Raw genomic sequence first — 13,456 nt, forward strand, 5'->3', positions numbered from 1 at the left:
CGCCCCAAACCCCGCTGGTGGGCGTCGCGGGACTCACCGCGGCGGTTTGGGGCGGGATGCTGCCGCGACACGCCGGGCTGCGTGGCGTGTCGTTGACGGGCGTCGCGGGACTCACTGCGGCGGTTTGGGGCGGGATGCTGCCGCGACACGCCGGGCTGCGTGGCTTGTCGTTGACGGAATGCGCCCCAAATCCCCTGGTGGGCGTCGCCGGGAGCTCGCCGCGGCGGTTTGGGGCGGGATGCTGCCGCGACACGCCGGGCTGCGTGGCGTGTCGTTGACGGAATGCGCCCCAAACCCCGGTTGGGCTTGAACGCGGGCGCCGAGAAGCGCGCGTCGCGTCACACGAGCAGCTGGTGCTTCGCGAGGTCGCGGTACAGCGGTGTCGAGGCGACGAGCTCGGAGTGCGTGCCCTGGCCGACCACGCGACCGTGCTCGAGCACGACGATGTGGTCGCTGTCCACGACCGTCGACAGACGGTGGGCGATGACGATGAGCGTGCGGTCCTGTGCGACGGCGTCGATCGCCTCGCGCATGCGCTGCTCGTTGAGCCCGTCGAGCGAGGACGTCGACTCGTCGAGCAGCAGGATGGGGGGAGCGGCGAGCAGCGCGCGCGCGATCGCGAGGCGCTGGCGCTCGCCGCCCGAGAGCATGACGCCCGCTTCGCCAACGGGCGCGTCGAGTCCGAGCGGATTGCGGTCGAGCACGTCGCCGAGGTTCACGGCGCGCAGCACCGCTTCGCACGCCGCGTCGGTTGCGTCGGGTGAGGCCAGACGCAGGTTGTCGCCGATCGTGCCGGCGAGGGTCGGTGCATCCTGCTCGACGTAGCCGAGCTGCGCGCGCAGGGCGTCGCGGTCGATCTCGCGCACGTCGACGCCGTCGAGCAGGATGGCGCCGGCGGTGGGGTCGTAGAACCGCTCGATGAGCGCCAGCGTCGTGCTCTTGCCTGCACCCGATGGCCCCACGAGGGCGACACGCGCGCCGCGCGGCACCGAGAACGAGACTCCGCGCAGCACATCGCCCGCGGCATCCGTCGTCTCGGACTCTGCGAGCACCGAGGTGTCGACGTGCGCGCTCTCGAGCACGGCGATGGCCTCGGACTCGGCCTTGCGCCGGGCCTGGACGACGGCCTCGGGGTAGCGGAAGTGCACGTCGCGGAATTCGATCGCCGCCGAGGTGCGGGGTGCGGCTGTGTGGGGCACTCGCGCCGCGATCTCGGCGTCGTGCTGCGATTCGATCGGCAGCTCGAGCACCTCCTGGATGCGACCGAGCGCGCCCAGGGCCTGGTTGACCGAGGTGATCGCGCCGAAGAACGACCCGAGCGGAGCGATCAGCATGAACAGGAACATGATGAACATCACGAGGCTCGCGATGGTGATCGCGCCCGTCGCGACACGGAACCCGCCGAACCCGATCACGACGAGCAGCGAGACCTGCAGGGCGATGCCGGCGATCGGCACGACGAGGGCGGAGATCTTCGCGATGCGGACGCCGACGCGGTAGGCGTCCGACGCACGTTCCGAGACGGATGCCACCTCGCGGTCGGTCGCACCCGACGCACGCACCGTGCGGATCGAACCCACGGCTCGTTCGACTCCCGATGCGAGCTCGCCGACCTTCTCCTGCTGCTCGGTCGAAGCCGTGCGGATCTTGCCGCTGAGGGCCACGACGCCGATGACCGAGACGCCGATGACGACCACGATGATCGCCAGCAGCACGACGTCGATGACGGCCATCGCGATGAGGGCGCCGGCGAAGAGCAGAGCGTTGCCGATCGCATCGGCGAGGCCCTGGGTGAGCGCGGCGTAGAGCAGCGTCGTGTCGCTGCCGACGCGCGAGACGAGATCGCCCGTGCGACGGGCGTCGAACTCGCTGATCGGCAGGTGGAAGATGCGCGCGATGAGCTTGCGTCGACTGGAGTAGACGACGGCGGTGCCCGTGCGCTGCAGCAGGTAGTGCTGCCAAGCCGTGATGAGCGACGACACGACGACGAAGCCGACGAGCGCCCACAGCAGCACGCCGAGGTCGAGGCTGCGCTGCACGCGGTCGATGACCTGCCCGACCAGCAGCGGCTGCACGAGCATCGTGCCCGAGCCGAAGACGCTCAGGATCGACACGACGATGAGGGTGTGCTTGTGCTCGAAGAGGTAGGGGAGCAGCTGCCCGAAGCTGGCGCGCGGGCCGTCGTCTTTCACGCGGAGTGAGCGGCGCGTCGGACGCGCGCGGCGTGAAGGTGCGTCGGAGGACATGCGTCTACCTCGTTCGTGATGCGGTCACCTTCGACCGTACTTCGTGCGAGAGGCGGTTCAGGTCACTGCGTGTGCGGTGTGCAGGATCGACCGGTCATCCGAGGTCGGTTCGCGCCGCTTCTGCCCCGTGCGTCACGCCGGAAACGACGGATGCCGCGGGCTCGAGCCCGCGGCATCCGAAATCGTCCGGTGTGTCAGCGCCAGATGACGGCGATGGCGGCGTTCGCGAGAGTGAGGATGCCGATCGCCCAGAACAGGCCGGGCGCAACCGAGCCCTTGCCCTTGCGCGCCCGGGCGCCACCGATGCCCATGAGCGCTCCGACGACGAGGAGCACGACCAGCTTGATGCCGATCTTCGTGTAGTTCAGGTCGTACGAGAGGCCCCACGGGGCGGCGAGGGCGAGGCCCGCGAGGGCGGCCAGGATCAGACCGATGTTCATGACCCGGTTGATCTGGAAACGTCGCGAGAACGCTTCGACGGCCCACCCTCCGAAGATCAGGGCGAAGCCGGTGATGTGCAGGAACAAGACGATGAGGCGGAGGGTCTCCATGCCGACACGCTAGGGCTCCCGGGCGTGTCGCGCCAGCAAGGACGGCCTCACTTCGTGGCGGTCGCCGAGCCGCTTCCGGTCACTGCGTGGCTGTCGGTCGCCGTGCCGCTTCCGGTCACTGAGTCTGTCGAAGTGCGCGCAGCACGAGCGCCGTGCGCAGGGCCGCGTCGGCCGCTTCGTGGCCCTTGTCCTCTCGCGAGCCCTCGAGCCCCGCGCGATCCAGGCCCTGCTGCTCGTCGTCGAGGGTCAGCAGCCCGAACCCGACGGGCTTTCCCGTGTCCAGCGCGACGCGCGTCAGCCCGTCGGTCGCCGCAGCCGAGACGTACTCGAAGTGGGGCGTGCCCCCGCGGATGATCACACCGAGCGCGACGACGGCGTCGGCGCCGGCGTCCAGAGCGGCCTTCGCCGTGACGGGCAGTTCGAACGAGCCCGGCACCCGCACGAGTCGCCACGTCGCACCGGATGCCTCGAGCAGACGCTGCGCACCGGCGATGAGTCCCTCGCTGATGACCTCATGCCACGTTCCCGCGACGACGACGACCTCGAGCCCGCGCGCGTCGATCGGCTCGCTCGTCTGCGGGGCGCCCTCGCGGCTCATCGGTCGGACCCGTCGTGCAGGTCGGCGAGCGCCTCTCGCAGTTCGGTGTCGTCGATGATGTGACCCATGCGGTCTCGTTTCGTCTCGAGGTACTGGTGGTTGTTCGGTCCGACGCCGACGATGAGCGGCACCTGCTCGACGACGTCGAGGCCGAGCGCGCGCAGCTGCGCGGTCTTGTCGATGTTGTTCGTCAGCAGGCGGACCTTGTCGACCCCCAGGTCGGCCAGGATGCCGGCGGCCGCGGCGTAGTCGCGCGCATCGGCGGGCAGACCCAGGGCCAGATTGGCGTCGACGGTGTCCATGCCGCCCTCCTGCAGGCTGTAGGCGCGCAGCTTGTTGATGAGGCCGATGCCGCGACCCTCATGCCCGCGCATGTAGACGACGACGCCGCCGTCCTTCGCGATCATGCCGAGAGCGGCCGACAGCTGGGGGCCGCATTCGCACTTGAGCGAGCCGAACGCCTCACCGGTCAGGCATTCGGAGTGCACGCGCACGAGCGGTGCGGCTTCGGTCAGGTCGCCCGAGACGACCGCGATGTGGTCGGTGCCGGTCGTCCGGTCCTTGTATGCGAGGAAGCGCAGGTCGCCGTGCGAGGTCGGCACGTGCGACTCGGCACGCAGGCTGACCCGGCGGCGGTGGACGACCGGCGCCTCGGGATCGAGCGGTTCGTGCTCGTTCAGATAGTCGATGAGCTGCTCGATCGTGACGACCGGCACGTCGTCGCGCGCGCCGAGCTCGATGAGCTCCGGAAGGCGCATCATGCTGCCGTCTTCGGCGACGACCTCGCCGATCGCTCCGACCGGCTGCAGACCGGCGAGCCGCATGAGCTCGACGGCCGCTTCGGTGTGTCCCGCGCGCTCGCGGACTCCGCCGTCCACGGCGCGCAGCGGCAGGATGTGCCCCGGCCGGATGACGCTCGAGGGCTGAGACTCCGGATCGGCGAGCACATTGAGGGTGTGCGCGCGGTCGGTGGCGCTGATCCCGGTGGATACGCGATCGGCGGCGTCGACGCTCACGGTGTAGGCCGTGGAGCGCGAGTCCTCGTTCACGGCGACCATGGGCGGCAGGTCGAGCCGGTCGGCCCACTCGGTGGGCATCGGCGCGCAGATGAACCCGCTCGACCAGCGCACCGTCCAGGCGAGCCATTCGGGGGTGGCCAGTTCGGCCGACAGTACGATGTCGCCCTCGTTCTCGCGATTCTCATCGTCGGCGACGATGACGGGGCGGCCCTTCGCGAGAGCGGCGAGGGCGTCGGGGATCGTGGACAGGCTCACAGCGAGCCTCCTTCCGTCGGAGCGGCGCCGGGAGTCGGAGCGGCGAAAGCGAGTAGGCGCTGCACGTGGCGGGCCAGGATGTCGGTCTCGAGGTTGACGCGGTCGCCCGCGACGCGCTCGCCGAGCGTCGTCGCCGCGAGCGTCTCGGGAATGAGCGACACCTCGAACCAGTGCCCGGTCCCTGAGCCCGCACCGGTCCCTGAGCCCGCACCGGTCCCTGAGCCCGCACCGGTCCCTGAGCCTGCCGAAGGGTCGGACGCCCCGCTCACCGTGAGCGAGATGCCGTCGACCGCGATCGACCCCTTGTCGACGACGAGCGCAGCGAGATGGGCAGGCAGCCCGATCCGCACGACGCGCCACTGCTCGCCCGGCCGCACCTCGAGCACGTCGCCCGTGCCGTCGATGTGACCCTGCACGATGTGGCCGCCCAGTCGGCCGCCCGCGGCGGTCGCGCGCTCGAGGTTGACGGTCCTGCCCGGGGCGACGCCGTCGAGCGTGGACATGTCGAGCGTCTGCTTCATGACGTCCGCCGTGAACCAGTCCTCACCCTGGTCGATGACCGTGAGGCATACGCCGCTCACCGCGATCGAGTCGCCGTGCTCGGCATCCGACACGCTCTGGGGACCGCGGACCGTGAGGCGCACGCCGTCTCCCGAGGGCGTGACCGCCGTGACCTCGCCGATCTCTTCGACGATTCCCGTGAACATCAGCTGTCTCCTTCTTCGTGCTTTCCTGTCGGGGTGGGCCCCGGAACCTGCCGGAGGGCCGCGACGACGAGCAGATCGTCGCCGAGGGTCTCGACCGAGTGGACCGTGAGTCGTCGCGCGTCGGCGATCGTCGCAACGCCGATGTCGCCGAGCGCGAGTCGCCCGCCGCCCAGCAGCACCGGCGCGATGTAGGCGAGGATCTCGTCGGCCAGGCCCGCCCGCACGAAGGCGCTCGCGAGTGTGGGGCCGCCCTCGACGAAGACACGGTGCACGCCGAGTTCGCGCAGTTCGGCGAGCACGTCGCCGAGGTCGCGGCCGTCGCGCTGCAGGACCGGGAGCGGATGCCGGTGCACGGCCGCCTGCGCCGGGATGGCGCGCGTGCCGAGCACGACGGGACGCGGCTGGTGTTCGTAGAGGGAACCGTCACGCCGCCGGGCGGTGAGTGCGGGGTCGTCGGCGAGGGCCGTGCCGGTTCCGACGACGATCGCGTCGGCGTGGGACCGGCGCGCGTGCACGTCGGCGCGTGCGTCCGGGCCCGTGATCCACTGGCTCGTGCCGTCGTCGGCCGCCGCGCGGCCGTCGAGGCTCTGCGCCCACTTCACCGTCACGTGCGGGCGGCCGAGACGCTGCGTCGTCAGCCACGACTCGAGCAGCCGCGTCGCCTCGTCGGCGAGCAGCCCCGCGCCGACGTCGACGCCCGCCGCGCGCAGCCGTTCGGCGCCGCCCCCGGACATCTCGCCCGGATCGGCGACGGCGTAGACGACGCGTGAGACACCGGCGTCGATGAGGGCCTGCGCGCACGGTCCGGTGCGTCCGGTGTGATTGCACGGCTCGAGGGTCACGACGGCGGTCGCACCGCTCGCGGCACCGGGAGCGAGCGCGGCGAGCGCGTCGACTTCGGCGTGACGCGTACCGGCCCCGTCGTGGAATCCCTCCGAGAGCACATCGCCCACCGGCGACAGGATCACGGCCCCCACCTGCGGGTTGATCCCGCGGGGGCCGCGCAGCGCGAGCTCGAGGGCCCGCCTCATGGCCGCGCGCTCCGCGTCGTTCGCCGTCATCCGTCCCACCGCTCGTCAGGGTTTCTGATCGACGGGTCCCAGATAGACGGGTAGGCGAGGCGTACCGGATACCGGTTCACCTCACGTGCTGCCTCCCATCCGGACTAGCGGGTTTCCCCGCATCACCGTCGGTTCCGGATTTCCACCGGATCGGCCGTGGCGCGGCATCCTCACGGATGCGAGCCACGACTCGCGGACTGTCACCGCCGGTTCGGATTCTCACCGACCCCGGAGCACGTCGATGCTCACGAGTGTAGTCAACGCCACGGGCACCCATCCATTCCCGGTGCCTCCATCAGCCCGCGAGCGCCCGTGCCGTCGCCTCGTCGATCACGAGGTCCGTCACGAGGTGCGCGGCGAGCGCACCACGGATGCTGGCGAGCTTGGACTCGCCCGACGCGACGCACAGGCGCCGCTTGATGCGCCGCAGCACGTCGAGGGGCGGCCCCGTCGCCCGGTCGTTGAGCGCGATGCGGTCGCTCGAGCCGTCGGCACGGAAGAACACCGTGGCGACGTCGCCGGCCACCCGCTCCGTCTCGAGCTCGGTCAGATCGTCGGGCTCGAGATAGCCGCCCGAGTACACGTGACTCGGCACGCGCGAGTCGGCTGACCCGGTGCTGAAGACGATGAGGTCCATGGCGGCTTGGATCGCGAGGATGCGGCGGGTGCTGCGCTCTCGCCACATGGCGCGCTTCGTCGCGGCTTCGTCGAAGAACGCCGGCACGGGGAACTGCTGGGCGTTGCCGCCGTAGGCCGCCGCGAACCGGCTGAGGATCTCGCTCGCGTACAGCAGGCCGGTCGTGTGGGTGTTGCCCGACCCGTTCAGCTGGACGAACGTCGTGCCGTGCACGCCCTTGCGCACGAGCCGGCGGCTCATCGCCGCCGTCGTCGCACCCCACGCGACCCCGATCGTCATATCGGGCTGGACGAGCTCGCCGACCAGGTGCGCGCCGGCGACCGCGACCCGCTCGAGCCGCTCGACGTCGCTCGCGTCATCGGGAACCGGCACGACGTGGGCGACGATGCCGTAGCGCTCGGCGAGGTGCTCTTCGAGCAGCCTCGGCGCGGCGAAGGGGGAGCGGATGCGGATGTCGACGATGCCCGTCGCGCGCGCGTGCGAGAGCAGACGCGACACCGTGGAGCGCGAGGTCGCCAGCTCCGTGGCGATGGCCTCCATGGTGCGGTGCTGCACGTAGTAGAGGTGCGCGGCGGTGAGCGCGCGCTGCGCCGTACGAGAGTCGGCGGGATCGTCCATCCCCCGATTGTGCACGTGTGTGCAATCCGGATGCAACAACGCTCAGCGGTGGGAGGATGGAGGCCACACAGGGCACGGGAGGGATCATGCAGCAGCGCGGATTCGACGAGCTGGCCGAGCGGCCGTACGCCGACGTCCTCATCATCGGCGGCGGCGTGAACGGGATCGCGACGTTCCGAGACCTCGCGCTGCAGGGGGTCGATGTCGCCCTCGTCGACCGCGGCGATTTCGTCAGCGGCGCCTCCGCGGCCTCGTCGCACATGATCCACGGCGGCATCCGGTACCTCGAGAACGGCGAGTTCCGGCTCGTGCACGAAGCCGTCACCGAGCGCAACGCCCTCCTGCGCATTGCGCCGCACTACGTCCGACCGCTGCAGACCACGATCCCGATCTACTCGACGTTCTCCGGCATCCTGAGCGCGCCGCTGCGATTCCTGCGGCACGGCGCCGGCAAGGCGAGCGAGCGCGGAGCCGTGCTCATCAAGATCGGACTCGTCATCTACGACTCGTTCTCGCGCAGCGGCGGACGCGTCCCGCGTCACACCTTCCGGGGCCGGAAGCGCTCGCTGGCCGAACTGCCGCAGCTCAATCCCGACGTGCGCTACACGGCGACCTACTGGGACGCGTCGCTGCACGACCCCGAGCGGCTCGCCCTCGACCTGCTCCGCGACGGACGCGACGCCGGGGGCGACCGGGCCCGCTCCGCGAACTACACCGCGGCCGTCGGCGCCGACGGTGAGCGGGTCGTGTTGCGCGACGTCGAATCCGGCGACGAGGTCGCGTTCGCGGCATCCGTCATCGTGAACGCGTCCGGACCGTGGACCGACATCACCAACCTCGCGCTGGGCGACCCGACGACCTACATGGGCGGCACGAAGGGCTCGCACATCGTGATCGACGACCCGGAGCTGCTCGCCGCGACCGGTGGGCGCGAACTCTTCTTCGAGCACAGCGACGGCCGGATCGTGCTCATCTACCCCCTCAAGGGGCGCGTGCTCGTCGGCACGACCGACCTCGAGCACGACATGGCCGACCCGATCGTGTGCACGGAAGAGGAGGTCGACTACTTCTTCGACCTCATCGCACACGTGCTTCCGGGCGTCACCGTCGACCGGTCGGCCATTGTGTACCGGTTCTCGGGGGTGCGACCGCTGCCCGGGCACGGCGACCTCGCTCCCGGCTTCGTGTCGCGCGACTACCGCATCGAGTCGGCCCCGCTCGCGGGCGACGCCGGGCCGCGCGTCCTCAGCCTCGTCGGCGGAAAGTGGACGACGTTCCGCGCCTCGGCGGAGCACCTCGCCGACCGCGCGCTCGAACTGCTCGCGCACCCTCGCCGGCGCTCGACGAAGGGGCGGCCGATCGGCGGCGGACGCAACTTCCCGACGACCGAACGCGCGCGGCACCAGTGGATCGAGCTCAACGAATCGGGGCTCGGCACAGCCCGAGCCGCCGTGCTGCTCGACCGTTACGGCACGGTCGCCGCCGACGTCATCGAGGCGATCGTGTCCGACCCCGATGACCGGCCCCTCGAGACCGCCGCGGGCTACAGCACGGGCGAGCTGCGGCACCTCGTCCGCAGCGAGCAGGTCACGCACCTCGACGACGTGCTGCAGCGCCGCACGAGCCTCGCCTTCACGGGCGCGGTGACCGAGGCGTCAGCGACCGAGATCGCCGATGCCATCGCCCCTGTTCTCGGGTGGGATGCCGCGACCCGGCGTGGCGAGATCGACCGCGCGCTCGCGCGCGTGCACGCGGCCGATCCGACGTGGCATCCCTCTTCTTCCCCCGCGCGGACCTGATCGCGTGCCGCGATACCCTGAGCCGTGCGTCCGCGGGCGGACGCACGTGACGAGGAGGACGACGTGAGCCGCCACATCCTGGCGATCGATCAGGGCACGACCTCGACGCGTGCCATCGTGTTCGACGATGAGGGCCGCATCGTCTCGACCGCGCAGCGTGAGCACGAGCAGATCCTGCCGCGCGCGGGCCGCGTCGAGCACGACCCCGTGGAGATCTGGATCAACACGGAGTGGGTGGTCTCGGCCGCGCTCGCCGAAGCCGCGGTCGACGTCGCGGGGGTCGGGGTCACGAACCAGCGTGAGACGGCGATCGTGTGGGATCGGCGCACCGGCCGCCCCGTGCACAACGCGCTCGTCTGGCAGGACACCCGCACGCAGCCGCGCGTCGACGCTTTCGCCGCCGACGGCGGGATCGATCGGTTCTCCGATGTCACGGGACTGCCGCTGGCGACCTACTTCTCGGCGTCGAAGATCGCGTGGATCCTCGACAACGTCGCGGGAGCGCGCGAAGCAGCGGAAGCGGGGCATCTGCTCTTCGGCACCCCCGATACGTGGGTCATCTGGAACCTCACGGGCGGCAGCGACGGCGGTGCGATCCACGTGACCGACGTCACGAACGCGAGCCGCACGCTGCTCATGGACCTGCGCACCCTGGACTGGTCCGACGACATGCTCGCCGTGTGGGGGATTCCGCGGGCGATGATGCCCGAGATCCGCTCGTCGTCCGAGGTCGTCGGCGAGGTGCGGCTGCCCGGTGTGGCCCGCGGCATCCCGATTGCGGGGATCCTCGGCGACCAGCAGGCGGCGACGTTCGGGCAGACCGCGTTCGACGCGGGCGAGTCGAAGAACACGTACGGCACGGGGAACTTCCTGCTCGTCAGCACGGGCACCGACATCGTGCGTTCGCGCCATGGCCTGATCACGACGGTCGCCTACCGGTGCGGCGACGAGCCGGCGCGCTACGCACTCGAGGGATCGATCGCCGTGACCGGGTCGCTCGTGCAGTGGCTGCGCGACAACCTCGGGATCATCCGCCGCTCCGAAGAGATCGAGACGCTCGCGAGCACGGTCGACGACAACGGCGGTGCCTATTTCGTGCCGGCGTTCTCGGGGTTGTTCGCCCCGTACTGGCGGCCCGATGCGCGCGGGGCCCTCGTCGGTCTCACGCGCTACGTCGACAAGGCCCACATCGCCCGCGCGGCGCTCGAGTCGACGGCATTCCAGTCGCGCGACGTGATCGAGGCGGTCGTGGCCGATGCAGGACGACAGCTGACGGAGTTGCGCGTGGACGGCGGCATGACCCGAAACGACATGCTCATGCAGTTCCAGGCCGACATCCTCGGGATGCCGGTGGTCAGGCCCGAGGTCATCGAGACGACCGCGCTCGGCGCTGCCTACGCGGCAGGCCTCGCGACGGGCGTGTGGTCGTCGCGCGACGAGCTGCGCGCACACTGGCGCGAGGACGCCCGGTTCGAGCCGCGCATGGGCGAGGACGAACGCCGCCGTCGCTACCGCCAATGGAAGAAGGCCGTGACGAAGTCGCTCGAGTGGGTCGACGACGACGCGCGCGTGCTGATGGGCACGACCGCGGGCTGAGGCGCCGCCTTTCCCGGCCGTGGAGGAGCCGCGACGCGGCGTATCTCGAGGGGAGCGTCGTGGCTTTCCGGTCGTCGAGTAGCCGCGAAGCGGCGTATCGAGACGCGAGCGCCGTTCCCTTCCGGTCGTCGAGTAGCCGCGGAGCGGCGTATCGAGACGCGAGCGCCGTTCCCTTCCGGTCGTCGAGTAGCCGCGGAGCGGCGTATCGAGACGTGGTCGCCGCGTCGTTCCTTTCCGGTCGTCGAGTAGCCGCGGAGCGGCGTATCGAGACGTGGTCGCCGCGTCGTTCCTTTCCGGTCGTCGAGTAGCCGCGCAGCGGCGTATCGAGACGTGGTCGCCGCGCCGTTCCCGGTCGTCGAGGAATCGCTGAGCGGCGTATCGAGACGCGAGCGCCGTGCCGTTCCGTTCGTCGAGTAGCCGCGGAGCGGCGTATCGAGACGCGGGGCGGCTGAGGTCTCGATACGACCGCCTGCGGCGGTCTACTCGACCTAGACGCGACCCGCCTCAACGCTGCTGCGCAGCATTGACCCGGGTCGCGTCTACTTCAGCAAGCGGGAGAGCCGACGGTCGGCGAGGATCTTGCCGCCGGTCTGACACGTCGCGCAGTATTCGAGCGAGTTGTCGGCGAAGAAGACGCTGCGCACCTCGTCGCCGCAGACGGGGCAGCGCTCTCCGCGGCGGCCGTGCACGTGCATCCCGCGTCGCTTGGCGTCTTTCAGGTCGGCGGGCGGCTTGCCCGACGCTTCGGCCAGCGCGTCGGCGAGGGTTGACTGCATCGCGCCGAAAAGACGGTCGATGTCATCGGGTGTGAGGTTCGAGGCGAGAGCGTACGGCGACATGCGCGCCGCGTGCAGAATCTCGTCGGAGTACGCGTTGCCGACTCCGGCGATGACCGACTGGTCGCGCAGCAGGCCCTTGATCTGCGTGCGGCGCCCCTCGAGCAGTGCGCCGAACGTCGCGCGATCGAAGCCGGGATCGAGCGGGTCGGGGCCGAGCCGTGCGATGCCCGGCACGTCGGCCGGGTCGCGCACGACGTAAACGGCGAGGGACTTCTTCGTGCCCGCCTCGGTGAGGTCGAAGCCCGACCCGTCGTCGAACCCGACGCGCAGCGCGATGGGCGTCTTGCCCGGGCGGACGACGGTGCCCGGCAGTGCGTCGTACCAGCGCAGCCAGCCGGCCTTCGCGAGATGGAACACCAGGTGCGGGCCCGACGTCGACAGATCGATGAACTTGCCGTGACGTGCGGCATCCGTCACTTCGCCGGTGACGAGCGCCGTGATCGGCGGATCGTACGTTTTGAGCGCCGCGATGTTCGCGACGGTGGCCTTCGTGATCGTGCGTCCGGTCAGGCGGTCGCGCAGAAAGTCGACGAGCCCCTGCACCTCGGGCATCTCGGGCATGCCGACATCCTGTCACGCACCGCCGACACCGTCGAGGATCCGCCAGGGCTGCGGAGCGCGGTCGTCGTCGACGAGGAGCCCGGCCATCCACCCGTCGTCGCGGCCGAGGGAGTTGACCAGCGCGCGTCGGCGTAGGCCCTCGTAGCGGAAGCCGAGCGTGCGGGCCGCGCGTGCGGAGCCGATGTTGCCGACGGCGGCGTTCCATTCGATGCGCACGAGTCCGGCACCGCCGGGCGCGAATCCCCAGTCGATGACGGCGCGGGCGGCTTCGGTGAGGAGCCCCCGGCCGCGCGACCCTGGCGACACCCAGTAGCCGAGCTCACCGTTGCCCTTGCCGTCGAGGCGGTAGAGCCCGATCATGCCGGCGAGCGTCGCACCCTCGCGCATCGCCCAGGTGACGTGCGCGCCGCCGGCCCAGTCCGCGGCGACGCGCGGGACGAACTCCTCGGCGTGGCGGCGCTCGTACGGAGAGGGAACCGTGGTGTACCGCTGCGTGTCCAGGTCCTGGCAGGCCTCGTAGATGGCGTCGACGTCGTCGGGCGTCGGCAGCGACAGCTCGAGCCGCGCGGTGTGAAGGACGACGGGTTCCACCCGGTTACCTTACCCGCGCGGCCGCGTGCACAACTCCTCACGGCGGCGCCGGTCTGCCCGGTTTGACTGCCTGGTCGTCCGCTCAGGAGGAGTTGTGCACGTTCTTCCGACGCGCGCGGTCGCGTGCACGTTCTTCCTACGCGTGCGGCCGCGTGCACGTTCTTCCGACGCGCGCGGCCGCGTGCGCGCTGTTCCTACGCGCGCGGCCGCGTGCACGTTCTTCCTACGCGCGCGGCCGCGTGCACAACTCCTCACGGCGGCGTCGGCATGCTCGGTTTGACTGCCTGGTCGTTCGCTCAAGAGGAGTTGTGCACGCTTCCTCCTCAGGCCCGCTGCCGCTCGGGTTGTCCAGAGAATCCGGGTGCGGGCCTCGGGCGC

Annotated in this window: 11 protein-coding genes and 1 riboswitch; of the genes, 2 read left to right on the forward strand and 9 right to left on the reverse strand. The window is 70.7% G+C overall.

Annotated features, from left to right (window positions below):
• Positions 1 to 338: 338 nt before the first annotated feature.
• From ACWIBS_RS10360 to ACWIBS_RS10390, 7 genes are all read right to left on the reverse strand, one after another.
• On the reverse strand, positions 339 to 2,246 hold the full coding sequence (locus ACWIBS_RS10360; RefSeq protein ID WP_376131110.1) for an ABC transporter ATP-binding protein: 1,908 nt from the start codon (positions 2,244 to 2,246) through the stop codon (positions 339 to 341).
• Between the two features lie 194 nt (positions 2,247 to 2,440).
• Positions 2,441 to 2,797, reverse strand: a complete 357-nt coding sequence (locus ACWIBS_RS10365; RefSeq protein WP_376126531.1) for a Fe-S protein — start codon at positions 2,795 to 2,797, stop codon at positions 2,441 to 2,443.
• 115 nt (positions 2,798 to 2,912) lie between these two features.
• Positions 2,913 to 3,395, reverse strand: a complete 483-nt coding sequence (ribH, locus tag ACWIBS_RS10370) for a 6,7-dimethyl-8-ribityllumazine synthase (RefSeq protein ID WP_376126534.1) — start codon at positions 3,393 to 3,395, stop codon at positions 2,913 to 2,915.
• Positions 3,392 to 4,669: a GTP cyclohydrolase II gene (gene ribA, locus ACWIBS_RS10375; RefSeq protein WP_376126537.1), complete on the reverse strand. Its 1,278-nt coding sequence runs from the start codon at positions 4,667 to 4,669 to the stop codon at positions 3,392 to 3,394. The genes ribH and ribA overlap by 4 nt, the downstream gene beginning before the upstream one ends.
• Complete coding sequence (locus tag ACWIBS_RS10380) at positions 4,666 to 5,376, reverse strand: riboflavin synthase (RefSeq protein ID WP_376126540.1); 711 nt, start codon at positions 5,374 to 5,376, stop codon at positions 4,666 to 4,668. The genes ribA and ACWIBS_RS10380 overlap by 4 nt, the downstream gene beginning before the upstream one ends.
• On the reverse strand, positions 5,376 to 6,437 hold the full coding sequence (ribD, locus tag ACWIBS_RS10385) for a bifunctional diaminohydroxyphosphoribosylaminopyrimidine deaminase/5-amino-6-(5-phosphoribosylamino)uracil reductase RibD (protein WP_376126542.1): 1,062 nt from the start codon (positions 6,435 to 6,437) through the stop codon (positions 5,376 to 5,378). The genes ACWIBS_RS10380 and ribD overlap by 1 nt, the downstream gene beginning before the upstream one ends.
• A gap of 81 nt (positions 6,438 to 6,518) precedes the next feature.
• Positions 6,519 to 6,678: riboswitch (FMN riboswitch) on the reverse strand.
• A 54-nt stretch (positions 6,679 to 6,732) separates the two neighbouring features.
• Positions 6,733 to 7,692: a sugar-binding transcriptional regulator gene (locus ACWIBS_RS10390; protein ID WP_376126544.1), complete on the reverse strand. Its 960-nt coding sequence runs from the start codon at positions 7,690 to 7,692 to the stop codon at positions 6,733 to 6,735.
• 56 nt (positions 7,693 to 7,748) lie between these two features.
• Here ACWIBS_RS10390 and ACWIBS_RS10395 point away from each other — a divergent pair, with 56 nt between their 5' ends.
• Together ACWIBS_RS10395 and glpK are read left to right on the forward strand one after the other, a co-directional pair.
• Positions 7,749 to 9,491, forward strand: a complete 1,743-nt coding sequence (locus ACWIBS_RS10395) for a glycerol-3-phosphate dehydrogenase/oxidase (RefSeq protein WP_376126547.1) — start codon at positions 7,749 to 7,751, stop codon at positions 9,489 to 9,491.
• A 63-nt stretch (positions 9,492 to 9,554) separates the two neighbouring features.
• Positions 9,555 to 11,087, forward strand: a complete 1,533-nt coding sequence (glpK, locus tag ACWIBS_RS10400; RefSeq protein ID WP_376126550.1) for a glycerol kinase GlpK — start codon at positions 9,555 to 9,557, stop codon at positions 11,085 to 11,087.
• A gap of 539 nt (positions 11,088 to 11,626) precedes the next feature.
• On the opposite strand, the gene ACWIBS_RS10405 is transcribed toward glpK, so the two are convergent.
• The gene (locus ACWIBS_RS10405; RefSeq protein WP_376126553.1) at positions 11,627 to 12,487 is read right to left on the reverse strand and encodes an Fpg/Nei family DNA glycosylase; all 861 of its coding nucleotides are present in this window, start codon (positions 12,485 to 12,487) and stop codon (positions 11,627 to 11,629) included.
• 12 nt (positions 12,488 to 12,499) lie between these two features.
• Complete coding sequence (locus ACWIBS_RS10410; RefSeq protein ID WP_376126556.1) at positions 12,500 to 13,078, reverse strand: GNAT family N-acetyltransferase; 579 nt, start codon at positions 13,076 to 13,078, stop codon at positions 12,500 to 12,502.
• Positions 13,079 to 13,456: the final 378 nt, after the last annotated feature.

It is taken from the genome of Microbacterium sp. NPDC055442, assembly GCF_053644215.1.